This window comes from Streptomyces puniciscabiei (assembly GCF_006715785.1).
GTDB lineage: Bacteria > Actinomycetota > Actinomycetes > Streptomycetales > Streptomycetaceae > Streptomyces > Streptomyces puniciscabiei.
Genome location: NZ_VFNX01000001.1, coordinates 2,823,120 through 2,846,272 on the forward strand (window position 1 = coordinate 2,823,120; position 23,153 = coordinate 2,846,272).

Below are 23,153 nucleotides of genomic sequence, written 5' to 3' on the forward strand. Positions count from 1 at the left end.
CCCCCCTGTCAGTGCCCGCCGATCGCGAGTTCGTAGTCGCCGATCAGGTCGCCGAGCAGGGTTCCGGCCGTCAGGTCACTGGTGACGTGACCGGCCATGTAGAGGCGGGAGTAGAGGACCTGGGCCCGCATCCACTCGTACTCCCCGGCCCGGTGCGGGGAGAGGGCGCTGAGGATGGTGACGGCCGCGGCCGACCGCGCCGCGTGCCGGGAGGGGTAGGAGTACGGGCCCTTGGCGCCGGGCGTGAGGTGCTTGTCCGGGCGCAGGGTCGGGTCCAGGACGTACGGGGCCGGCTGCTCGTCCTTGGCCGCCAGCTGGTCGCTGATCGTCTTGGCCAGCGTCAGGGCCGCCTTGAGCTCGGCCTTCTCCGCGTTGCCCCGCGCGGCAGGGACGAGCTGGGCCTGGTCGTGGAGGTAGAGCTTCCAGATGTCCTTCTTGCCGTTGAGCTCCAGCCAGGCGGCCGCCTTCTTCCCTGCGGCCGTACGGGTCTTGGCGAGGGCCTGGACCTGGTGAAGTTCGGCGGTGCGCTGCTTCGCCGCGGGCGGCGCGGGGACCTGCTGTGCGGCCCAGGCGGCGAACGCCTTGTCGTCGCGGGTGGTGCCGTGCGCCTTCTTCCACTGGGCGAAGAGGGCGTCGGCCTTCTGCCGCTGCGCGCCGGCCGACTTCCCGATCGGCGCGATCGCGGAGTCGGCGAAGAGCGCCGGGGGCGGGCTCTGCTTGATGCGGTCGGTCGCCGAGAGTTTCAGCCCGGGGAAGCCGAGCGCGGCCAGCTGCGGTCGCAGCAGGCCGAAGGAGGCGGCGGCCAGGGCGACCACCGCGATGACGGCGTACGGCCATTTGATGCCGCGCAGGACGTTCATGCGGCGGGGGTCCTTTCCAGGAGCGGGGCGGGGCTCGCCTCGGTGGTGAAGTGGGCGCGGACGAGCCGGCGTACGTCGTTGTCGGGCAGCCCGGGGGTGAGCAGGGACCGGCCGACGACGTACTTGCTCAGGGAGACCGACCGTGCGCCCAGGCGCAGCAGGAGCCGGTCGGCGGGGGCGGGCCGGGCGCCGCCCTTGGTCTCCACGAGGACGTGCCCCGGGTCGAGGGCGGCGGTGCGGTCGCCGTGGTGGCAGGTGAGGCCGCCGTCGAGGGTGACGCGCGTGCCGCGGTCCAGGTCGGCGAGGGCCGCCCGGACGTAGCGGATCTCCGCGGCGGGGGAGAGTGCCGCGGTGGTGACCGGGATGTCCGCCTCGCGCAGCACCCGGTCCACGAACTCGGCGGCGCGGGCATCCAGCCGGCCGTAGTCCTCGGCGGCGGTCCCGAGGGCGTGCTTGACGGTGGCCCCCCGGCCGTCCTTCGTCTTCACCTCCACCCGGCACAGCCCGTCTTCCGCGTACAGGCGTGTGCGGACCTTCCAGCGCCGGCGTCGGCCCTGGACATGGGCCCGCCAGGCCCCGAGCTGGTCGGTGTCGAAGTAGGTGCTGAAGTAGCCGGTCGTACGACGGCCGGCCAGGTCGAGGACGTGGTGGCTGTCGGCGAGCCGGATGACGAGCTCGCGGGCGCGGTCGAGGGGGAGCAGGTACTTGCGGTCCGTGCGGTGCTGGAGCGCGGCCGCCGCGTCGACCTCGGCGAGCGTGGCGCCGCGCAGGGCGGTGAGGCCGAGGGCGGCCGCGAGCGAGGAGGTCATCCGACGGTCACCTGCTCGCGCGGCCCGGCGTCCGCGGCGGGGCCGGGTTCGGGTTCGCCCGGTACGCCGTCCTGGGCGCCGGCGGTCTCGCCCGGTGCGGCTGGGTAGCGGGCGGAGACGCGGGTGGTCTCACGGACGTAGTCGACCTCGTCCACCTCGACCGACAGCGGAGCCTGTCCGAAGCGGAACGCGACGTCGTGGGCGATCAGGGAGGGGTCGTCGTAGATCCGGTCCAGGGTCAGCTTCACCGTGCGGGCCGGCGGCGGGTAGGCGCGGGGGTCGTCCACCAGCAGGACCGCCAGCAGCACCACCGCGTCCAGCGCGATCACCAGCCAGCTGTCGCGCTGCGGAAGCCCGGTGCACAGGGCGATGACCAGGCACACGAAGGTGTAGGCGACGTCGCGCAGGGTGAAGGCGGCACTGCGCAGCCGCACCAGCGAGAGGATGCCGAACAGCCCGAAGCCGACCCCTGCGGGGAACTTGCCCGCGCTGATCGTGCCCATCGCCGCGAACAGGCCTACGTTCAGCACGACCAGGACCAGCGGCATCGCCGGTGCGCTGGGGCGGCGCCGGTAGAGCAGGCCGACCAGGACCATCAGGGCGACGACATCGAGGCCGCCGCGTATGAGGAGGTCTGTGGGGGCGATGTGTGTGGTGATGCCCTTGGCGGCGAGCACCAGTGCGTCCATGGCTGTCCCTTCCGTCCCGGCGCGTCGGACGGCGGACCGGTCGCGGTCCGCGGAGCGCCGCGACGTGAAGGAAGGTAGGGATGTCACATGAACAGACCATGAAGCCATCCGGGCGCCCGGGGCCGGGGGTGAGGGCGGTTAGCCTGACCGCCATGCACTACCTGGTCGTCGACGACGAGACCCGCCTCACCGACCTCGTCGTCCGCTACCTCACCGAGTCCGGGCACACCGCAGAGGGCCGTTACGACGGCCCCTCGGGACTGGCCGCCGCCCGCGACCCCCGGCTGGACGCGGTCCTGCTGGACGTGATGCTGCCGGGGATGGACGGGCTCGCGGTGTGCCGGACACTGCGCGACGAGGGCGTCGACGTGCCCGTCGTCCTCCTCACCGCGCGGGGCGCGATCAGCGAACGGGTCGCCGGTCTGGACGCCGGCGCCGACGACTACGTGGTCAAACCGTTCGCCCTGGAGGAGTTGCTGGCACGGCTGCGGGCGATCTCCCGGCGCCGCCCCGACGGCTCCGGCCGCCTGAAGGTCGGCGACCTGGTCCTCGACCCCGAGCAGCAGCGTGCCTGGCGTGCGGACAGCGAACTCGAGCTGTCCCGGCGGGAGTTCGACGTACTGCGGGTGCTGATGGAGAACGCCGGGTGCGTGGTGACCCGGCTGCAGTTGCTGGACGAGGTGTGGGACGGCGAGACCGACCTGCGCAGCAACGCCATCGACGTGCACGTCTCCAAGGTGCGCGCGAAGGTCGACCGGGCCTTCGGCCGTACGACGATCACGACCCTGCGCGGGCGCGGCTACCGCCTGGAGACCGCCCCGTGACTCCGCTCGGCCGGCTGCGTGCCCGGCTGGGCCGGCTGCCCGTCGTCACCCGGCTCGTGCTGGCCGTCGCCGTCACCATGTCCCTCGTCCTGACCGCGGCGGCCGCGCTGGTCTACTGGAGGGTGCAGAGCGCCCTCGACCGCCAGCTCAGCGACGACCTGGCCGCCTACCGGCACAGCCTCGACCGGGCCGTGCGCGTCGGCGCCGCGCTACCACCGGGCCCCAGCGGCAGCCTCTGCCAGGTCCTCGACACCCATGGCCGGGTCCTCGCATCCAGTGCCGCCGTGGGTCGTCGCGCGCTGCTCACTCCCGCCGAACGCGACGCCGCCGTACGCGGACACGCGGTACGCCGTGACATCGGCTCCCTGCTGCCGATCACTCCGGACACGCTGCGCCTGCAGGCCGAGCGGGTCCGGGCCGGCACGGCGACCCGCGTCGTGGTCGCCGCCGTCCGCCGCGGCCACCGTGACGAGGCCCTGCGGGAACTCCTCGCCCAGCTCGCGCTCGCCTCCGGACTGACCCTGATCGCCGCCTCGTACGTCGGCTACCGCACGGCCCGCGCCGCTCTGCGCCCCGTCGAGCGGTACCGCACCGCGGCCGCCGCCCTCGCCGGCGGCGGGCCGAACCTGCGCCTGGACGTGCCCGCCGACCGCGACGACGAGATCACTCGGCTGGGCCACACCCTCAACCGCATGCTCGACCGCCTGCAGGCGTCGGCGGTTCGCGAGCGCCGCTTCGTCGCGGACGCCAGCCACGAGCTGCGCACCCCGCTGTCCCTGCTGCGGGCCGAGGTCGACGTCGCGCTGCACCGGCCCCGCTCCGCCGAGGAGCTCAACCAGACCCTGCGCTCCGTGGACGCGGAGGTCCAGCGCCTGATCGACCTCTCCAACGCCCTGCTGGATCTGGAGGAACTCGGCAGCACCGGCCGCATCGCACGGGCACCGGTACGACTGGCCGACCTGGTCGAAACCGCCGTGGCCCCGCAGCTGCGCACCGCCGAACGGGCCGGGCGGGGCCTGACCGCCCACGCGGCGGACACCGTCGTCCATGTCGACGCCCGCTGGCTGGTGCCCGCCATCGGCAACCTGGTCGACAACGCGCTGCGGCACGCCGACGGGACCGTCCGCGTCACGGCCACCGCCCACGAGGGCCGGCTGCGGCTGTCCGTCACCGACGAGGGGCCGGGCTTCCCGCCCGAGTTCCTGCCGCGCGCCTTCGACCGCTTCGCCCGCGCGGAGACCAGCCGGACGAGCGAGGGATCGGGGCTGGGGCTCGCGTTCGTGCAGGCGGTGGCCGTGGCGCATGGGGGTGCCGTACGGGCGGAGAACCTGGGGGGCGGGGCGGCGGTCACGGTCGACGTGCCGTGCTGAGCGGTGCCTCGGCCTCGGTTCCTGGGCCTTGACACTGTTTTGACGTGACCTCGCCCGATAGGGTGAGAACCGGTGTGCCGGGAAGTCTGGTCGGCCGGGAGCCGGAGCGGCTTCCGCAATCCCTTCCGCATTTCCAGGGAACGGCATGCGCAGCGTCGGTACGGTTCTCGCCCTCGTGGTCCTCGCCACGGTGGTCGCCACCTTCGCGCGCCGCTGGCGCATTCCCGCCCCTTCCCTGCTCGTGGTCGCCGGTCTCGCGGTGGCGCTGCTGCCCGGTACCCCCGAGATCCGGATCAGCCCCCAGATCATCGGCCTCGTCGTCCTGCCGCCCCTGCTGTACGCGAGCGCCGAGGACATGCCCTGGCGGGAGCTGCGGGCGGTGTGGAAGCCGGTCGGGATCCTCGCCATCGGCCTGGTGCTCGCCTCCGCGGCGGCCGTCGCGGCCGTGGCCGCCCTGGTCACCCCCCTGTCCTGGGAGATGGCGTTCGTCCTGGGCGCGGTGCTGGCCAGCACCGACCCGGTGGCGGTCACCGCCCTCGGCCGCCGGCTCGCCCTGCCCCCCAGAGTGCAGGTCCTCGTGCAGGCGGAGAGCCTGTTCAACGACGCGACCTCGCTGGTGCTGGTCCGGGTGGCGGCGGGCATCGCCATCGCCTCGGCCGCCGCGAGCTGGGGCGCGGCGACCGGCGAGTTCTTCCTGCTCGCGGGCGGCGGCACGGTGATCGGCACGGCGGTGGCCGCAGTGGTCACCCTGATCCGGCGGCGCACCGAGGACCCGGTCCTGGAGACGGTGATCGCCCTCGTCACCCCGTACGCCGCCTATCTGCTCGCGGAGGTCGCGCACACCTCCGGGGTGACGTCCTGCGTGGTCGCCGGGGTGGTGCTGGGCGGCCGGGGCGACCGGCTGACCAACGCCCGCATACGCCTCCAGCTGCACGCGGTGTACGGCACGGTCGTGTTCCTGCTGGAGAGTGTCGTCTTCAGCCTGATCGGGCTGGCCCTGCCCTCCCAGGTGCGGGCGCTGGCCCACGGTGACCGGTCCTGGCCGCTGTACGCCCTCGCCGTCGCCGCGACCCTCGTCGCCGTACGGCTGCTGTGGCTGGCTCCGCTGTCGGCGGTCGTGCAGCGCGAGGGCGGGGTCGCCCGGCTGAACTGGCGCGTCCCGATGGTGCTGACCTGGGCAGGCACGCGCGGTGTGATGCCGCTGGCCGCCGCGCTGTCCATCCCCGAGGTCGCGAAGAACGGCACGCCGCTCGCCGACCGCCCGCTGGTGCTGGTCCTGACCACCTCGGTCGTGGTCGTCACCCTCGTCGTCCAGGGTTTCACCCTCGCCCCGGTGGTCCGCGCCTCCGGCATCGCCCTGGAGCCCGCCCACACCGCGCGCGAGGAGGCCGAGGCCCGCTCCCACCTCGCTCACGCGGGCCTCGCGCGCCTGGAGGAGCTCGCGGAGCTGGAGGTCGTGCCCGAGGTCGTCCTGGACCGCCTGCGCCGGGGCCTGACCGCCCGCCTCGACGACGCCCGCGACCGCCTCTCCCGGAGCGACGGCGGCGTCCCCGCCGAGTCCGCCGACCTGGTCTACCGCCAGCTGCGGCGCGACCTGATCGCCGTCGAGAGCGGCGAACTCCAGCGGCTGTACGACAACCACGCCATCAGTGACACGACGCGCCGCCGGCTGCAGCGGGCCCTGGACCTCGAGGAGGCCCGGCTGTCGGATGTGTGAGGGACGCGACGGCCGGTTCTCCGGCCGCGGGCGCGTTGTGGCTGGTCATGTCCGCCCCCGCCGGTCTTGACGGAAGCTTGACGCCACCGGCGTCCTGGCCCGGGGGCCCGCGTGTCACCGTCTGCTTAGGCTGGTGGCGCAGCGGCGTGACGGCCGGAACCTCACGAACCCCACGCCGAGCGGCACAGCGGCACATCAGGAGCACGCCGATGGCCACGACCCAACACCCTCCGCATACCGGCCGCCTCCGGGCCTGGATGCTGGAGGGGTTGTCCGACATGGGCAAGGCGGGGGGTCACACCGGCCCGCACGCCGAGCCGGAACCTCCGCACCGGGGCCAGCGCTGGTACCGCGTGATGTGCCTGACCGGCGTCGACTACTTCTCCACCCTCGGCTACCAGCCCGGCATCGCCGCCCTCGCGGCCGGCCTGCTCTCCCCGGTCGCCACCCTCGTCCTCGTCGTCGTCACCCTGGCGGGCGCCCTCCCGGTGTACCGCCGCGTGGCGGAGGAGAGCCCGCACGGCGAGGGCTCCATCGCCATGCTGGAGCGGCTGCTGTCCTTCTGGAAGGGCAAGCTCTTCGTCCTGACCCTGCTGGGTTTCGCCGCCACCGACTTCCTGATCACCATCACCCTGTCGGCCGCCGACGCCTCCACCCACCTCATCGAGAACCCGCATCTGACCCACACCCTGCACGGACAGCAGATGATCATCACCCTGCTGCTGGTGGCGCTGCTGGGCGCGGTGTTCCTCAAGGGTTTCCTGGAGGCGATCGGCGTCGCCGTCGCCCTGGTGGTGGTCTACCTCGCCCTGAACGCCGTGGTCGTGGTGGTCGGGCTGTGGCACGTGCTCACCGCCGGGCACCTGGTCACCGACTGGACCAGCGCCCTGACCACCCAGCACGGCACCGTCTTCGCCATGATCGGCGTGTCCCTGCTGGTCTTCCCCAAACTCGCCCTCGGCCTGTCCGGCTTCGAGACCGGTGTCGCCGTCATGCCGCACGTCCAGGGAGATCCCGAGGACACCGAGGAGAAGCCGACCGGCCGGATCCGGGACACGAAGAAACTGCTGACGGCCGCCGCGCTCATCATGAGCGTGTTCCTGATCGCCACCAGCTTCATCACCACGGTGCTGATCCCGGCGAACGACTTCAAGCCCGGCGGCAAGGCCAACGGCCGCGCGCTGGCCTACCTCGCCCACGAGTACCTCGGCAGCGCCTTCGGCACGGTCTACGACCTGTCCACCATCGCCATCCTGTGGTTCGCCGGCGCCTCCGCGATGGCCGGCCTGCTCAACCTCATGCCCCGCTACCTGCCCCGCTACGGCATGGCCCCGCACTGGGCCCGCGCCGTACGCCCGATGGTCATGGTCTTCACCCTCGTCGCCTTCCTGGTCACCTGGATCTTCGACGCCAACGTCGACGCACAGGGCGGCGCGTACGCCACCGGCGTGCTGGTCCTGATGTCCTCCGCGGCGATCGCCGTGACCATCGCCTCCCGCCGGGCCGGGGAGCGCGGCTGGACCGCGGCCTTCGGCGCCGTCGCCGCGGTCCTGCTCTACGTGACCGTCGCGAACGTCATCGAGCGGCCGGACGGTGTGAAGATCGGCGCCTGCTTCATCGTCGGCATCATGCTCGTCTCCTTCCTGTCCCGGCTGGCCCGCGCCTTCGAGCTGCGTGTGACCCGCATCGAGCTGGACGCCATGGCGGAACGATTCATCCGGGACATGTCGCACCGCCGTATCCGCTTCATCGCGAACAAGCCCGGCCGCCGCGACCAGGCCGCGTACCGCGCCAAGATCGAGCAGATCCGGGCCGACAACGACATCCCGGCCACGGAGGACTTCGTCTTCGTCGAGGTCACGGTCACCGACCCCTCCGAGTTCGAGGCGGGCATGACCGTACGCGGCGAGGTCCTGCACGACCGCTACCGCGTCCTCACCCTCGAGCACTCCTCCATCTCCAACGCCCTGGCGGCGCTGCTCCTGCACGCCCGGGACACGACCGGCTGCACCCCGCACATCTACTTCGAGTGGACCGAGGGCAACCCCTTCGCCAACTTCCTGCGATTCTTCCTCTTCGGCCAGGGCGAGGTCGCCCCCGTCACCCGCGAGGTGCTGCGCGAGGCGGAACCGAACCGGCCCCTGCGCCCCCGCGTGCACACCGGCTGAGGGCCGGGCGGGCCGCCACCGCGTCAGCAACCCGTCAAGATGCGGCCGTACGGCGCTAGAAGCCCGTATGCAAGGGCCGCCGTACCCCGCACGGGCACCTAGCGTCGGTGTCATGCGACGGAGCGGACCGCCAGGCTCGGCCGGCGACCGCCACTGGCGTGGCAGCGCCCGGCTGGCGTTCACCTGCGCCCTGGCCTTCTGCGCCCTGAGCCTCCTGGTCGACTGGGACGCGGGAAGCCTGACGCCCCTGCGCGCCCTGCTCTGGATCGCCCTGTCGGCCGCGGTGGGCGCCGTCCTGCTCCCCCAGCGGGTGAGCGCGGGCGCCGGCTGGCTCGCGGTCCGCACACCCTGGCGCCGGCGTGTGGTGCGCACGGACGCGCTGACCTCCGTACGGCAGTACGACGGCCCCTCCTCCCACCTGGTCCTGCGGGACGTCCACGGCCACCGCCTGGAACTCGACCCCCGCGTCCTCACCGCCAACCCCCTGCTCTGGCACGAACTCGACACCGGCGTGCGCCGCTCCCTGGAACGCGGCACCTTGCGCCAGGGAGCCGACGTCCTGGACCGCCTGGGCCACCGCATCGACGACGAGACGGCGCGGGCGGTGCTCCGGGCCTCGGGGCTCCGCTGACTTCTGGCTAACCTGCACGGGTGACCACCGAGCTGACCCTGCTGTCCCAAGTCTCCTGCCGCGGCCGGGAGATCACCGCGCCCCGGCTGCGCGGGCTGCTGGCACTGCTCGCGGAGGAGCCGCGGACCGGCTGCAGCACGGGCCGGCTCGTGGAGGGGCTGTGGACCGAGGAGCTGCCCGAGCGGCCGGGCAAGGCGGTACAGATCCTCGTGTCCCGGCTGCGGGCGCAGCTGGGTGCCGAGCTGGTGGTGAGCACGCCGGCCGGCTACCGGCTGGCCCTGGACGAGACTCAGATCGACAGCTCCGCGCTGCTGCTGCACGAGGCGGCCGCCGCCGGGCGCGCCCGGGCGGGCGATCACCGGGGCGCGCTGGCGGAGGCCGAGGCCGGGCTGGCCCTGTGGGACGGGAACACGGGCGCCGCGGCCGGAGAGGATCTGCACGACCCGGTGGTGGCGTTGCGGACCGTACGGCTCCGGGCGCACCGCGCGCTGGTCCGCTCCCGGGCGCTCGCGCTCGCCCGGCTGGAGCGGCGGGAGGAGGCCGCGGCCCCCCTGGCCGAACTGGCGCGGGAGCTGCCGCGGGACGAGGAGGTGCTGGCGGAGCTGCTGCGCTGCGAGGCCGCGACCGCCGGCCGGGCCGCCGCGCTGACCCGGTACGACGCCTGCCGCCGCAGGCTGCGGGAGGAACTGGGGACCGATCCCGGCCCCGGTCTCAAGGCGGTCTACCAGGAGCTCCTGACCGCGGACGCGCCACCGGTCCGCCACGGCGTGCCGCACGACCCGAACCCGCTGCTGGGCCGGGACGCCGACCTCGCCGCCGTGGCCGGGCTGCTGCGCGAGGCCCGGGTGGTCACCGTGGCCGGCCCCGGCGGACTGGGCAAGACCCGCCTGTCGCACGCGGTGAGCCGCGCGGCCGAGCAGCCCGTGGTGCACTTCGTCCCGCTGGCCGGCGTCACCGCCGACGACGACGTGCCCGGTGAGGTGGCCTCGGCGGTCGGCGCCGGGGAGGGCCGGCAGTTCAGCGGCGGCGGGGACGCGGTCAGCGGCATCCTCGCCGCACTGGGCGCCGGTCCCGCGCTGCTGGTGCTGGACAACTGCGAGCACGTCGTCGCGGGCGCGGCCGCACTCGTCCAGGCGCTCGTGTCGCGGTCCAGTCAGCTGCGGGTCCTGGCCACCAGCCGGGCCCCGCTCGGACTGAGCTCGGAGTCCGTGTACGCCCTGCCGGAGCTGTCCCAGGCCACCTCGGTGGAGCTCTTCACCCAGCGGGCGCGGGCCGCCCGGCCCGGCGTGGAACTCCCCCCGGACCTGGTCGCCGAGATCTGCCGGCACCTGGACGGGCTGCCGCTCGCCGTGGAACTGGCCGCGGCCCGGGTACGCGTGCTGTCCGTGGCCGACATCTGCGACCGCCTCCGGGACCGCTTCGCCCTGCTGCGCGGCGGCGCCCGCGACACGCCCGAGCGGCATCGCACCCTGCGGGCCGTGGTCGACTGGAGCTGGAACCTCCTGGACCCCGACGGCCAGGCGGCCCTGCGCGCCCTGTCCGTGTTCCCCGGGGGCTTCGCCGAGGACGCGGCGGAGTACGTCCTCGGCGAGACCGGGGACACCCTGGCACTGCTGGAGCAGCTGGCCGGCCAGTCCCTGATCAAGGTGGACGACAGCCCCTCCGGGGTGCGCTTCCACATGCTGGAGACCCTGCGGGAGTTCGGCGCGGCCAAGCGCGCCGATGCGGGTGAGGAGGAGCCGGTCACCGACCGGTTCCTCACCTGGGCGCGCGACTTCGGCCGCGCCCACCACGACGCGCTGCTCAGCCACGACCCCGCAGCCACCTGGCTGCGCATCCGGGCCGAGCAGGACAACCTCCTGCTGGCGCTGCGGCACGCCCTGGCCCGCGAGGACGGGCCGAGCACGGCCGCCGTCACCGCCGTACTGGCCTCCCTGTGGGCCACCGACTCCAACTACCTCCGGCTCACCGCCCTCGTCGCCGAGACCGGCGGGCCGCTGTCCCGGTTCCGCCCCGGCCCGGACGACGTCGAGCCGACCCGCAGCGCGGCGGTCGTGTGCACGGCGAGCCTCTTCATGGGCCACGGCCCGCACGCCGTACGGCAGTTGGTGACCCTGCGCCGGCTGCCGCCCGCGCCGCCGGACACCGTGGTGCGGGCGCTCGCGATCGTGCTGTGCGCCGTACCGGACATGCACCCGCCGCGGTACGAGCGGCTGGAGGAGCTCTGCGCGTCCGAGGCGCCCCTGCTGGCGGGCGTCGCGGCCTGCGTGGCGAGCTACGTCTGGGAGGCCCAGCTCGACACGGAACGCGCGCTGGCGTACGCCCGCCGGATGCTGCGGGCGCTGGAACCGCTCGGCAATCCGGCCACGGCGCTGCTCAGTCACGGGCGGATCAGCGAGCTGTGCCTGCAGTCCGAGCGGGGTGCGGAGGCGTACGACCATCTGCGGGCCGCGCTGGAGGCGCTCGGCGAGTTCAACCGGTACGGCGACTGGTCGGACTCCGTCGGGGTCCACTCGGGACTGGTGCTCGCCTGCCTGCAGCGCGGGGACGTCGAGGAGGCGGAGTACTGGCTGGGCCTCGCGGCGCTGGACCAGCCGCCGGAGTCCGCCCAGGTCTTCTCCTCCGACCTGCCGACCAGGGCGGAGATCGCGCTGGCCCGGGGGCTGACCGAGGTCGGACTCGGGCTGTGGCGCCAAGCGGTCGCGCACGTACGGGAGGTCGGCCTGCTGCACGTCGGTGACCCGTTCGTGGAGCCGTGGTCGCTGGAGCTGCGCTCGGCCGCGCTGGCGGCGCACGCACAGGCCGGCCGGCTGGAGCCGGTGGCCGGCCTCGCCGAGGAACTGCGGGAGTGGCTGCTCGGCATGCTGTCCGGCACCCCTGCGGACGGCACCCCGGCGGAGGGCGCTCCGGTCGAACTGCCGGTCCACGGCACGGTGGTGCTGGCGCTGGGCTTCACCGCCCTGGCCCGGGGCGAGGCGGGCGCGGTACGGCTGCTGGCGCTCGCGGAACGGATGCCGGCGGTGCGGGAGTTCCCCACCCTGTCCCTGTCCCGCTCCCGGGAGGCCGCCGAGAACGCCGACAGGGCGGCGTACGCCGACGCGAGATCGAGGTACGCCACCCTGAACCGGGAGGAACTACGCGCGGAGGCACTGCGGGAACTGAGCACCCCGTCAGGGGCGTTCACCCCCGCGGCTCACGATTGAACTGCCCCTTGGCCCAGAAGTAGCCCAGCAGGCTCAGCCCCACACACCACGCCAGAGCCAGCACGGCGTTCGTCGTGCCGATCCCGCTCCCCAGCAACAACCCCCGCAGCGTCTCGATGAAGGGCGAGAACGGCTGGTACTCGGCGAACCAGCGGAACCAGCCCGGCATGGCGTCCACCGGCACGAACGCGCTGGACAGGAACGGCAGCATGACCAGCGGGGTGCCGATGTTGCTGGCGCCCTCCGGGTTGGGGCTGACCAGGCCCATGCCGACCGCGATCCAGGTCAGTCCGAGGGAGACCAGCGCCATCAGCCCGGCCGCCGCGAGCCACTCCACCGGCGTGGCGTTCGGCCGGAAGCCGATGGCCAGCCCGATGAGCAGGACGAGCACCACGGCCGCCAACGTCTTGATCACGCTGCCGATGACATGGCCGATCAGCACGGAGGCGCGGGAGATCGCCATGGTGCGGAACCGGGCCATGATGCCCTCGGTCATGTCGGTGCACACGGACACCGCGGTGCCGAGCGAGGTCATGGCCACGGTCAGGAAGAGGATGCCGGGGACGAGGTAGGCGACGTAGTCGGACCGGTCCGCGTGACCGCCGTTGATGCCGGCGCTCATCACGCCGCCGAAGACGTAGACGAAGAGCAGCAGCAGGATGACCGGGGTGAGCAGGAGGTTCAGGGTGAGGGACGGATAGCGGCGCGCGTGCAGGAGGTTGCGCCGGAGCATGGTGAGGTTGTCGCGGAGGGCGTGGGTGCTCATCGGGCGGTCTCCTTGGTGCTGGACTGGGCGGGAAGGGTGCTGCTGCCGGTCAGGGCGAAGAACACGTCGTCCAGGTCCGGGGTGTGCACGGACAGCTCGTCGGCCTCGATGCCGGCGGCGTCGAGCCAGTCGAGGACGGCGCGCAGCTCGCGCTGGCTTCCGTCGCTGGGGATCTGCAGGCTGAGCGCGTCGTCGTCGCGGGTGGTCTCGCGCAGTGCGGTGGCCGCCCGCTCGTACCCCGCCGGGTCGGTGAAGCGGAGCCGCACATGGCCGCCGGGGACCAGCCGCTTCAGCTCGTCGGCGCTGCCCTCGGCGACGATCCGGCCGCCGTTGAGCACCGCGATGCGGTCGGCGAGCTCGTCGGCCTCGTCCAGGTACTGGGTGGTGAGGAAGACGGTCGTACCGCCGGAGACCAGCTCGCGGATGATCTGCCACATGGTGTGGCGGGAGCGCGGGTCGAGGCCGGTGGTCGGCTCGTCGAGGAAGATGATCCGCGGGTCGCCGACCAGCGTCATGGCGATGTCGAGGCGGCGCTTCATGCCGCCGGAGTAGGTGGAGGCGGGCTTCCTCGCGGCCTCGACCAGGTCGAAGCGCTCCAGCAGACCGGCGACGACCTGCCGTCCCTCCCGGCGGGAGAGGTGGTGCAGGTCGGCCATCAGCAGCATGTTCTCCTCGCCGGTGATCAGCCCGTCCACGGCGGAGAACTGCCCGGTGACCCCGATGGCCGCCCGGACCGCCTGGGCGTCGGCGGTGAGGTCGTGCCCGGCGATCCGCGCCGCGCCGCCGTCGGCGGAGATCAGCGTGGAAAGGATCTTGACCACGGTGGTCTTGCCCGCGCCGTTCGGTCCGAGCAGGGAGAAGATCGTGCCGGCGGGCACCTGGATGTCGATGCCGTCGAGGACCGTCTTGTCCCCGTAGGCCTTGCGCAACCCGGTGGCCGCGATCGCGAGTTCGTGTTCCGTCGTCGTCATGCCCCAGAGCGTGCGGCCGGGGCGGTTCAGACCGGCTTCAACCCGGTTTCAGCCGGGCGGGCAGGGCTTCAGCACGCTGAAACCCGCAGGTGGGCGGTGGGTGACCGGGGTCGCCACCCCGGCCTTTAGGCTTCTTCTTGCAGGAAAACCGCTTCGGAAACTCGGAATGGGGTCCCGTTGAGCTTCTGGTCGATCTACCAGCACGGCTTCGCGCGCGTCGCCGCGTGTACGGGCCACACCGTCATCGCCGACCCGCCCGCCAACGCCGAGGCGGTGCTGCGCCACGCGCGCCGGTGTGCCGAGGAGGGCGTCGCGGTCGCCGTGTTCCCGGAGCTGTGCCTGTCCGGGTACGCGATCGACGACCTGCTGCTGCAGGACGCCATGCTCGACGACGTCGAGAAGGCGCTCGCCAGGATCGTCGCCGAGTCGGCCGAGCTGCTGCCGGTGCTGGTCGTGGGCGCCCCGCTGCGCCACCGCGACCGGATCTTCAACTGCGCGGTGGTCGTGCACCGCGGCCGGATCCTGGGCGTCGTACCGAAGTCGTACCCGCCGAACTACCGGGAGTTCTACGAGCGCCGGCAGATCGCGGGCGGCGACGCCGAGCGCGGCGGGACGATCCGGCTCGGCGGCGCCGAGGTCCCCTTCGGCGTCGATCTGCTCTTCGCCGCGCAGGACGTGCCCGGCCTCGTGCTGCACGCGGAGATCTGCGAGGACATGTGGGTGCCGGTGCCCCCGAGCGCGGAGGCGGCCCTCGCCGGGGCGAGCGTCCTCGTCAACCTCTCGGGCAGCCCGATCACGGTCGGCCGGGCCGAGGACCGCAAGCTGCTGTGCCGCTCGGCGTCCTCGCGCTGTCTCGCCGCGTACGTGTACGCGGCGGCCGGGCTCGGCGAGTCGACCACCGACCTGTCCTGGGACGGCCAGACCCTGATCTACGAGAACGGGGTGCTGCTGGCCGAGACCGAACGCTTCCCGCTCGGCGAGCAGTACGCGGTGGCCGACGTGGACCTCGACCTGCTGCGGCAGGAGCGGCAGCGGATGGGCACGTTCGGCGAGAACCGCCGCACCCACGCCGCGCGCACCGGCGACTTCCGCACGGTGTCGTTCGAGCTGGACCCTCCGGTGACCGATCTGGGCCTGCGCCGCCGCCTCGAACGCTTCCCCTTCGTGCCCGCCGACGCGGACCGCCTCGCCCTGGACTGCTACGAGGCGTACAACATCCAGGTCGCGGGCCTCCAGCAGCGCCTCGCGTCGATCGGCGGCCCGAAGGTCGTCATCGGCGTCTCCGGTGGGCTGGACTCCACGCACGCGCTGATCGTCGCCGCCCGGGCGATGGACCGCGCAGGGCGTCCGCGCAGCGACATCCTCGCCTTCACCCTGCCCGGCTTCGCCACCAGCGACCACACCAAGGACAACGCCCACCGGCTGATGCGGGCCCTCGGTGTCACCGCGTCCGAGCTGGACATCACGCCGACCGCGCGGCTGATGCTGAAGGAGATCGGCCACCCCTTCGCCTCGGGCGAGCCGGTGTACGACGTCACCTTCGAGAACGTCCAGGCGGGCCTGCGCACGGACTACCTGTTCCGCCTCGCCAACCAGCGCGGCGGCATCGTCCTCGGCACCGGCGACCTCTCCGAGCTGGCGCTCGGCTGGTCGACGTACGGCGTCGGCGACCAGATGAGCCACTACAACGTCAACTCCGGCGTGCCGAAGACGCTGATCCAGCACCTGATCCGCTGGGTCATCAGCAGCGAGCAGTTCGACGAGGAGACCGGCAAGATCCTCGCCGCGATCCTCGACACCGAGATCAGCCCCGAACTCGTCCCCGGCGAGGAGCTGCAGTCCACCGAGTCGAAGATCGGCCCGTACGCGCTGCACGACTTCACCCTCTTCCACGTGCTGCGCTACGGCTTCCGCCCCTCCAAGATCGCCTTCCTCGCCTGGCACGCCTGGCACGACGCCGAGTCCGGCGCCTGGCCCCCGGGCTTCCCGGAGGCCGACCGAGGTTCCTACGACCTCGCGCAGATCCGCCACTGGCTGGAGGTCTTCATCCGCCGCTTCTTCGCGTTCTCCCAGTTCAAGCGCTCGGCCATGCCGAACGGCCCGAAGGTCTCGGCAGGCGGCTCCCTGTCCCCGCGCGGCGACTGGCGCGCCCCGTCGGACGGCACGGCCCAGGCCTGGCTGCGGGACCTGGAGCGGTTCGGCCCCCTCGGGGAAGAGGACAGGCAGTAGGCGGGCCCACCGCCCGCCGTCCTACGCCGGCCGCGGTGCTCCGGGGTCCGGCGGAGCAGGGAAGCGGGTGGCTCGCCAGGCCAGGGCGAACAGGGCGACCGAGACCGGCGAACCGAGGGCCAGCCAGGTGACCGGTCCGGTCGAAGCGAGCATGTCCGTGGGGTGGAGGTAGCACAGCGGCAGCAGCCATGCGGCCGTACCGACGAGGGCGCCCACGAACGGCAGATCCGACGGCAGCACCTCGTCATCGGGCCGCCGACGCCACCGCCCGCGCAGCCGCAGCAGCACCTGGGCCGCCGGATACCCCGCGGCGAGGACGAGCGCGGCCGCCGTGACGGCCACGCTGCCGCCCGTGATGACGTGGTCGTGCCAGACATATCGCCGCCCGGCGACCTTCATCACCTGGCGGTGCCAGACGGTGAGTTCCACCCGGTCACCGGCCTGGAAGGCCCGGGCGGCGTCGGAGGACACCCCGAGCCGGTCGGTCGGGGTGCCGTGGGCGAAGTACAGCCAGCTGGTCTGCTTCGGCCCGCGCGGATCCGTCCGGGAGATCACCGCCGGAAGGGTGGACAGGCAGTCGTACGACGCGGCGCCGGACGCCCCGGCCGGGCAGGGCACGGCACGCTCCCAGGCCCGCTCGTGCGCCGTGGCGGCCGATACGAACCACGCGGCCGTACCCGCCGCCACGAGCAGCAGCAGGCAGGCACACAGCCGGCCCGCCCAGCCGCTGCCCACACTCTTGCCGGTGACATATCGGATCCGGCTCGACCCGGGGGTGCCGTACAGGCTGTGCAGCCGGCGCAGCGCGGCCAGCCGTTCGGTGAAGGCCGGTTTGCCGTACGCCACGCCGGACGGCTGGGGCAACAGCAGTCTGCGCCCGTTGCGCAGCACCACCATGACCCGCTGGTTCTCCCCGCCCCGGGGCAGGGTCTGCACCCGGACCAGCAGATCCGCGACCTCCTGCCACGGCACGCTGCGGCGGCGCAGCAACGTCCAGCAGTGCAGCCCGTGCGCGTCCGCACGCGCCCAGCCCGTCACCAGGTACAGCGACCACATCGCGGCCCCCACCATGCAGACGCCCAGGGTCACCAGCACGAGGGGGAGGGTGTCCGGCAGCACGCCCGCGCACCCCGGCCCCGCTCCGGCGAGCAGTCCCCCGCCCGCCCCGAGCAGCACGGACCACCGCACGCCGTGTCTCCAGGGGGATCGGCAGACGATGTCAGAGCTGTTCACGCCTCGATTGTGCGCACCAACACCCGGATGTTCCTGTGCCGTTTCCGGCAATGAAGAGGCGCCCGGCACTGCCCGGACCACGACATCAGGTGTTCCAGGTCTCGTCGTACGGGTCGTGGGGCACCGGGACCGGTCTGGCTGAACCGACCTTCAGGTAGGGGATGGGACCGCCGTTGACCGGGTCGTGGATCAGCCGGGGGCTGTACGTGCCGGTCACCTCCAGCCAGGCGTCCGGGCGCAGGACCGGGGGCAGGTCGCCGGTGAGGGCGATCTTGACGGGCTGGGCGTCCGCGGCACAGCAGTTGAGGGCCATGCGCACCAGGTACGGCGCGCCCGAGGGGTCCAGGGCGAGGAAACCGGTGACGCGGACCGTGCGGCCCTGCAGGGAACGGCCGTGGCCGTAGGCGGCACGCGAGGCGTAGCCGATCACGGTGAGGGGGGCCGGGTCGGCGGCGGGCAGCGGGTCGAGGGCGTACGGCTTCTGCAGGGCCGTACCGGAGTGCAGGGCGCTGTAGGAGCCGAGGGCGGGCGGGGCGATGAGGATGAGGGCGAGGAGGGGCAGCAACAGGAGCCAGGAGACGCGGGGTTCGGGGTGCGCGTGCGTCTTTGCGGCGGCGGCCCTGATGCGTCGGCGCTCGTACCAGACCGTCGCCAGCGCCGCCGCGATCAGTACCGCGCCCGAGGCGAGCAGCAGCGGGCGCAGGCCCTCCTTGACGTACCGCAGGAAGAGGTCGGTGCTGCCCGCGTGGAGGAGGGCTGCGCCGAGCAGGAACATGACGGCGGACTGGGCCTGGCGGTTCACAGCAGCACCGCCCCCGTCACGAGCGCCCCCGCGATCGCCAGCGCGAAGGTGGCGGGGGCGAAGCGGAGGGCGAAGGCGCGGCCGAAGGTCCCGGCCTGCATCGCGAACAGCTTGAGGTCGATCATCGGGCCCACCACCAGGAACACCAGCCTGGCCGTCAGGGAGAACTGGGTGAGGGAGGACGCGACGAACGCGTCCGCCTCCGAGCAGATGGACAGCAGTACGGCGAGGACGGCGAGGGCGAGCACGGAGAAGGCGGGGTTTCCGGCCGCCGCGCGCAGCCAGTCCGCCGGGGTGGCCGCCTTCAGCGTGGCCGCGGCCATCGCGCCCAGGACCAGGAAGCCGCCGGCGTGCATGGTGTCGTGCCGTACCGAGTTCCAGAACGACTCCCCTCTGGTCGCGCCCTCGTGCGCGCCGTGGGCCGGCGGGCGCAGCCAGTCGGTGCGGCCCAGCCGCTGCCACAGCCAGCCCATCGCGCAGGCCACCAGCAGGCTCGCGGCGAACCGGGCCAGCACCATCTCCGGGTCGCGGGGGAAGGCGACGGCGGTGGCGGTCAGCACGATCGGGTTGATCGCGGGGGCGGAGAGCAGGAAGGCCAGGGCGGCGGCCGGGGTGACTCCTCTGCGCACCAGGGCGCCCGCCACCGGGACCGAGGCGCACTCGCAGCCCGGCAGCACCGCGCCCGCGAGCCCCGCCACGGGAACCGCCAGCGCCGGGCGGCTCGGGAGGGCGCGCGCGAAGAAGGACGGCGGCACGAACACCGCGATCGCCGCCGACAGCAGGACCCCGAGGACGAGGAAGGGCAGCGCCTGGAGCGTCACCGCGACGAACACCGTCATCCAGCTCTGCATCAGCGGGGTGCCGAGGAACCCGCGGATCGGGGACTGGGCGAGCACCGCGAGGAGCAGGACCAGCGTCAGCACCAGCGGGGAGCTGAGCCGGCGGCCGCCGTCCGGGCCGGACGGTGCGCCGTCGGGGACGGCCTTCCCGCCGGGCGGGGCGTCTTCGGTGATGGCCACGGGTGGATACCTCCGGGTCTCCTCGCTCCCTCCCCGTCAGTACGCGCATCGTGCCGTGTGTGTTCACCCCGCTGCCGGAACCACTCCTGTCCTTGGGGCAGTCTTTTCCCTCGTGACGAGCGTTCCGTATCAAGGTGGGCCCACTGCCCCGCACATGGTGGTGTGCGGTGACGACGGGCTCGCGCACCGGCTGGCCGCCGAGTTGCGCGGCGTCTACGGCGAGCAGGTCACCCTCGTGGTGCCGCCGAACGAACGCACCGTCAGACCTCCGGTGGTGGGACGGGCCCGGTCCGCTTCGGCCGCGCTGTTCGACCGGATGGTGAACGCCGCGGTGAGCCGGGGCGGCAGCGGCTCGGGAACCGGAGCCGGGGCCGGGGCGACCGGGACGGCGGCCGGCAACGGCAGCGGCGGTGAGGCCGAACGGGTGCTGGAGGCCGCCGAGATCACCGAGTCCGTGCTGGCCCGGGCCGGAGTGGACCGGGCCGCCGCGCTCGCCCTCGTCTTCGACGACGACGAGACCAACATCCGGGCCGCGCTGACCGCCCGCCGGCTCAACCCGCGGCTGCGGCTCGTCCTCCGGCTCTACAACCGGCGGTTGGGCCAGCACATCGAGGAACTCCTCGACCAGGCGGCCGTGTTGGCCGCCGGGGACGGGGGCACCGACGCCTCCACCACCGTGCTGTCCGACGCCGACACCGCCGCGCCCGCGCTGGCCGCCACCGCCGTCGCCGGCACCAGCAAGGTCGTCCAGACCGAGGGGCTGCTGCTGCGGGCCGTCGAACGGCCGACGGCCGGCACCGGACTGTGCACCCTCGCCCTGCTCTCCCCGCCGGGCACGGATCCCGAGGCCGGCGGGGACCAGGAGCCCCGGCTGCTGCCGGACGACGACGAGGTGGGGCGGGCCGCCGGGCGGCCGGCGGTGGTGCTGGAGCAGGTGTCCTCGGCGGGCGGCGGCGAGTCGGCCGCGCCCGGCCGGGGCGGGGTGCCGCCGCTCGCCTCGCTGTTCTCGCGGCGGCTGCGGTGGTCGCTGGCGGGCATGGTGGCGTGCGTGGTCGCGCTCGCCGTCGCGCTGTGGGTGGTGACCGGGATGCATCCGCTCAGTGCCTTCTATCTGACCCTGCTGGACCTCTTCGCGATCGACAACCCGGCCATCGGCGCGCCCCTGGGCCGGCAGATCCTCCAACTCCTTTCCGGGCTCGTCGGGTTGCTGCTGCTTCCGGTGCTGCTGGCAGCCGTGCTGGAGGCGCTGGGCACCTTCCGCACGGCCTCCGCCCTGCGGAAACCTCCGCGCGGCCTGGGCGGGCACGTGGTGCTGCTCGGGCTCGGGAAGATCGGCACCCGGGTACTGACCCGGCTGCGTGAGCTGAACATCCCCGTCGTGTGCGTCGAGTCCGACCCGGAGGCGCGGGGACTGGCGACCGCGCGGCGGCTGCGGGTGCCGGTGGTCCTCGGGGACGTCACCCAGGAAGGGGTGCTGGAGTCCGCGAAGATCCACCGGGCGTACGCACTGCTGGCGGTGACCAGCGCGGACACCACGAACCTGGAGGCCGTGCTGTACGCGCGGAACGTACGGCCCGATCTGCGGGTGGTGCTGCGGCTGTACGACGACGACTTCGCCACCGCGGTGTACCGCACCCTGCGGGCCGCCTACCCGCACGCCCTCACCCGGAGCCGCAGCGTCACGCACCTGGCCGCGCCCGCGTTCGCCGGGGCGATGCTGGGGCGGCAGGTGCTGGGCGCCATCGCGGTGGAGCGGCGGGTGCTGCTGTTCGCCGCGGTCGACGTCGCCGGGCATCCCCAGCTGGAGGGCCGGACGGTACGCCAGGCCTTCCGCGCCGGTTCCTGGAGGGTACTGGCGCTGGAGGGACGCACCGACACGGCACCGGACCATGTGCTGGAGAAGGGGGACCGTGTCGTGGTCGCCGCGACCCGCAGAGGACTGGCGGAACTGCGCTGACCCTCCGGGGAGCCCGGCGCCCTACCCGCCCAGGTGCCTCGCCGCGAAGTCCATCTCCAGTCTCACCTGCTTGATCCGCTCGTCCACCACCAGGGAGCCGTGCCCGGCGTCGTAGCGGTAGACCTCGTGGGGCGCGCCTCTGCTCTCCAGGCGCTTGACGTAGTTGTCGATCTGGCGGATCGGGCAGCGGGGGTCGTTGACGCCCGCCGAGATGTAGACCGGGGCCCTGACCGCGTCGACGTACGTGAGCGGGGACGAGGCCTCGAAGCGCTCGGGGACTTCTTCGGGGGTGCCGCCCAGCAGGGTGCGGTCCATGGCCTTCAGGGCCTCCATCTCGTCGTGGTACGCGGTGACGTAGTCCGCGACGGGCACGACCGCGATGCCCACCGTCCAGGCCTCGGGCTGGGTGCCGAGGCCGAGCAGGGTGAGGTAGCCGCCCCAGGAGGCGCCGGTGAGGATCAGCCGGGCGGGGTCGGCGAGGCCCGAGGAGACCGCCCAGTCACGGACCGCGGCCACGTCCTCCAGCTCGATCAGGCCGACCCGGTGCTTCAGGGCATCGGTCCAGGCGCGGCCGTAGCCGGTGGAGCCGCGGTAGTTGATGCGGATCACCGCATAGCCCTGGTCGACCCAGGCGGCCGGGCCGGCGGCGAAGGAGTCGCTGTCGTGCCAGGTCGGGCCGCCGTGCAGGTCGAAGACCGTCGGCAGCGGGCCGCTCGCGCCCGCCGGCCTCTGGATCAGGGCGTGGATGCGGCCGCCGGGCCCCTCCACCCACGCGTCCTCCACGGGCACCGACGGCGGGCAGGCCATGCCGGGCGGGTCCAGGACGACGCCGCCGGACGTCGAGCGGACGGCGGGCGGCTCGGCGGCCGACGACCACAGGTACTCCACGCTGCCGTCGGGGCGGGCGGTGGCGCCGGAGACCGTGCCGGGCGGGGTGGGGATGCGGGTCAGCTCGCGGCTCGCCAGGTCGTAGCGGAACAGCTCGCTGCGGGCCTCGAAGCCGTGGGCGATGAGCAGGGCCGAGCCGTCCGGATACCACTCGGCGCTCACGTCGCCCGGCAGGTCCAGGGCGAGGTCGGTCTCCTCGCCCGTGGCCACGTCCCACACCAGCGGCTCCCAGCGGCCCCGGCGCTGATGGCCGATGAGCAGCCGGGTGTCGCCGTCGACCGGTGCGAAGCCCAGCACCTCCAGGCCCAGCTCCTCGGTGCCGCCCTTGGTGTCGTCCAGCTCGGCGACCGGCGTGCCGTCCGGGCGCAGGACGCGCAGCGCCGCGTGCATGGCGTCGCCGTGCTCGGTGTGCTCGACGGCGATCAGGGAGCCGTCGTGCGAGAGGTCGCCGACGCCCGCCGACTCGCGGTGCCGGTAGATCTCCACCGGGTCCTCGCCCTCCCGGGCGAGGTGGATCGTCGTGCCCTCGTCGTCCGTGGAGCGGCCCACGACCGCCGTGCGCCCGTCCCGGGACAGGGCGAGCCCGGCCGGGTAGGACGGATCGAGGCCCGGGACGGCCGGCTCGTCCGCTCCTCCCTCGAAGGGCTGGCGGCGCCAGATGCCGAACTCGTCGCCGTCCTTGTCGTCGAACCACCAGATCCAGGCGCCGTCCGGGGAGAGCGCGCCGTCCGTCGTGCCGTTCGGCCGGTCCGTCACCTGCCGCTGCCCGCCCGTCGCGCGGTCCCAGGCGTACAGCTCGTACGTGCCCGTCGCGTTCGACACGAACAGGGAGCGCTCCGGCGCGTCCTCCGCCCAGTCGGGCAGTGACACCCGCGGCGCCCGGAAGCGCTTCTCCCAGTCCGGCATGCCGGCCGCGTCGCGCGCACCCGGCCCGTTGCTCTCACTCATCGCCCCAGTCATGCGCCCATACTGCCTGGCCGCGCCGACAATTGGGTGGCGGGTGTGCGCAGCCTGTGG

Annotated in this window: 17 protein-coding genes; 8 read left to right on the top strand and 9 right to left on the bottom strand. The window is 73.5% G+C overall.

The genetic code is table 11. The annotated features are described in order from the left end of the window. Positions 1–8 precede the first annotated feature (8 nt). Genes FB563_RS12855 through FB563_RS12865 form a run of 3 tightly spaced genes read right to left on the bottom strand, consistent with a single transcriptional unit; the run spans position 9 to position 2,358 of the window. A complete protein-coding gene (locus FB563_RS12855; RefSeq protein WP_055704553.1) occupies positions 9–860 on the bottom strand; it encodes a phosphatase PAP2 family protein in 852 nt (283 codons plus the stop codon). Beyond that, entirely contained in the window at positions 857–1,669 is an 813-nt protein-coding gene (locus tag FB563_RS12860) for a polyphosphate polymerase domain-containing protein (protein WP_055704554.1), read from the bottom strand. Before FB563_RS12860 ends, FB563_RS12855 begins: the two co-directional genes overlap by 4 nt. Next, a complete protein-coding gene (locus FB563_RS12865) occupies positions 1,666–2,358 on the bottom strand; it encodes a DUF4956 domain-containing protein (protein ID WP_055704555.1) in 693 nt (230 codons plus the stop codon). The genes FB563_RS12860 and FB563_RS12865 overlap by 4 nt, the downstream gene beginning before the upstream one ends. 152 nt (positions 2,359–2,510) lie before the next feature. Here FB563_RS12865 and FB563_RS12870 point away from each other — a divergent pair, with 152 nt between their 5' ends. From FB563_RS12870 to FB563_RS12895, 6 genes are all read left to right on the top strand, one after another. Further along, on the top strand, positions 2,511–3,182 hold the full coding sequence (locus FB563_RS12870) for a response regulator transcription factor (RefSeq protein WP_079048567.1): 672 nt from the start codon (positions 2,511–2,513) through the stop codon (positions 3,180–3,182). Continuing rightward, a complete protein-coding gene (locus FB563_RS12875; protein WP_055704557.1) occupies positions 3,179–4,552 on the top strand; it encodes a sensor histidine kinase in 1,374 nt (457 codons plus the stop codon). Before FB563_RS12870 ends, FB563_RS12875 begins: the two co-directional genes overlap by 4 nt. 145 nt (positions 4,553–4,697) lie before the next feature. Then, positions 4,698–6,269, top strand: a complete 1,572-nt coding sequence (locus FB563_RS12880) for a Na+/H+ antiporter (protein WP_055704558.1) — start codon at positions 4,698–4,700, stop codon at positions 6,267–6,269. Between the two features lie 209 nt (positions 6,270–6,478). Next, complete coding sequence (locus FB563_RS12885) at positions 6,479–8,437, top strand: APC family permease (RefSeq protein WP_055704559.1); 1,959 nt, start codon at positions 6,479–6,481, stop codon at positions 8,435–8,437. Between the two features lie 112 nt (positions 8,438–8,549). Next, positions 8,550–9,068: a hypothetical protein gene (locus tag FB563_RS12890; protein WP_055704560.1), complete on the top strand. Its 519-nt coding sequence runs from the start codon at positions 8,550–8,552 to the stop codon at positions 9,066–9,068. A gap of 20 nt (positions 9,069–9,088) precedes the next feature. Next, on the top strand, positions 9,089–12,271 hold the full coding sequence (locus FB563_RS12895) for an ATP-binding protein (RefSeq protein WP_055704561.1): 3,183 nt from the start codon (positions 9,089–9,091) through the stop codon (positions 12,269–12,271). Here FB563_RS12895 and FB563_RS12900 read toward each other — a convergent pair. Beyond that, positions 12,249–13,037, bottom strand: coding sequence for an ABC transporter permease (locus FB563_RS12900; RefSeq protein ID WP_055704562.1), 789 nt, complete (start codon positions 13,035–13,037; stop codon positions 12,249–12,251). The two genes, FB563_RS12895 and FB563_RS12900, sit on opposite strands and share 23 nt — an antisense overlap. Next, positions 13,034–14,008: an ATP-binding cassette domain-containing protein gene (locus FB563_RS12905; RefSeq protein WP_142218654.1), complete on the bottom strand. Its 975-nt coding sequence runs from the start codon at positions 14,006–14,008 to the stop codon at positions 13,034–13,036. Before FB563_RS12905 ends, FB563_RS12900 begins: the two co-directional genes overlap by 4 nt. A gap of 177 nt (positions 14,009–14,185) precedes the next feature. On the opposite strand from FB563_RS12905, the gene FB563_RS12910 reads away from it, so the two are divergent. Further along, positions 14,186–16,237, top strand: coding sequence for an NAD(+) synthase (locus FB563_RS12910; protein WP_055710655.1), 2,052 nt, complete (start codon positions 14,186–14,188; stop codon positions 16,235–16,237). A 21-nt stretch (positions 16,238–16,258) separates the two neighbouring features. Here FB563_RS12910 and FB563_RS12915 read toward each other — a convergent pair whose 3' ends face one another. From FB563_RS12915 to FB563_RS12925, 3 genes are all read right to left on the bottom strand, one after another. Further along, a complete protein-coding gene (locus FB563_RS12915) occupies positions 16,259–17,470 on the bottom strand; it encodes a PH domain-containing protein (RefSeq protein WP_142218655.1) in 1,212 nt (403 codons plus the stop codon). 85 nt (positions 17,471–17,555) lie between these two features. Further along, positions 17,556–18,272, bottom strand: a complete 717-nt coding sequence (locus FB563_RS12920; RefSeq protein ID WP_055708296.1) for a TIGR03943 family putative permease subunit — start codon at positions 18,270–18,272, stop codon at positions 17,556–17,558. Continuing rightward, positions 18,269–19,291 (bottom strand): permease, encoded by a 1,023-nt coding sequence (locus FB563_RS12925; protein WP_055708297.1) that lies wholly within the window; start codon positions 19,289–19,291, stop codon positions 18,269–18,271. The genes FB563_RS12920 and FB563_RS12925 overlap by 4 nt, the downstream gene beginning before the upstream one ends. 154 nt (positions 19,292–19,445) lie before the next feature. Between FB563_RS12925 and FB563_RS12930 the strand changes: the two genes are divergently transcribed. Continuing rightward, positions 19,446–21,248 (top strand): NAD-binding protein, encoded by a 1,803-nt coding sequence (locus tag FB563_RS12930; RefSeq protein ID WP_055708298.1) that lies wholly within the window; start codon positions 19,446–19,448, stop codon positions 21,246–21,248. Between the two features lie 21 nt (positions 21,249–21,269). Here the strand turns inward: FB563_RS12930 and FB563_RS12935 are convergent, their stop codons facing one another. Continuing rightward, positions 21,270–23,084 carry a S9 family peptidase gene (locus FB563_RS12935; RefSeq protein ID WP_142218656.1) on the bottom strand — a complete coding sequence of 605 codons (1,815 nt, stop codon included), beginning with the start codon at positions 23,082–23,084 and terminating at the stop codon, positions 21,270–21,272. Between the last annotated feature and the right edge of the window lie 69 nt (positions 23,085–23,153).

What these genes read in the sequence shown, in the direction of transcription:
- FB563_RS12860 (WP_055704554.1), bottom strand. Translation starts at nt 1,669, where the DNA reads ATGACCTCCTCGCTCGCGGCCGCCCTCGGCCTCACCGCCCTGCGCGGC.
- FB563_RS12900 (WP_055704562.1), bottom strand. Translation starts at nt 13,037, where the DNA reads ATGAGCACCCACGCCCTCCGCGACAACCTCACCATGCTCCGGCGCAAC.
- FB563_RS12870 (WP_079048567.1), top strand. Translation starts at nt 2,511, where the DNA reads ATGCACTACCTGGTCGTCGACGACGAGACCCGCCTCACCGACCTCGTC.
- FB563_RS12905 (WP_142218654.1), bottom strand. Translation starts at nt 14,008, where the DNA reads ATGACGACGACGGAACACGAACTCGCGATCGCGGCCACCGGGTTGCGC.
- FB563_RS12890 (WP_055704560.1), top strand. Translation starts at nt 8,550, where the DNA reads ATGCGACGGAGCGGACCGCCAGGCTCGGCCGGCGACCGCCACTGGCGT.
- FB563_RS12855 (WP_055704553.1), bottom strand. Translation starts at nt 860, where the DNA reads ATGAACGTCCTGCGCGGCATCAAATGGCCGTACGCCGTCATCGCGGTG.
- FB563_RS12880 (WP_055704558.1), top strand. Translation starts at nt 4,698, where the DNA reads ATGCGCAGCGTCGGTACGGTTCTCGCCCTCGTGGTCCTCGCCACGGTG.
- FB563_RS12930 (WP_055708298.1), top strand. Translation starts at nt 19,446, where the DNA reads ATGGTGGTGTGCGGTGACGACGGGCTCGCGCACCGGCTGGCCGCCGAG.
- FB563_RS12935 (WP_142218656.1), bottom strand. Translation starts at nt 23,084, where the DNA reads ATGAGTGAGAGCAACGGGCCGGGTGCGCGCGACGCGGCCGGCATGCCG.
- FB563_RS12885 (WP_055704559.1), top strand. Translation starts at nt 6,479, where the DNA reads ATGGCCACGACCCAACACCCTCCGCATACCGGCCGCCTCCGGGCCTGG.
- FB563_RS12865 (WP_055704555.1), bottom strand. Translation starts at nt 2,358, where the DNA reads ATGGACGCACTGGTGCTCGCCGCCAAGGGCATCACCACACACATCGCC.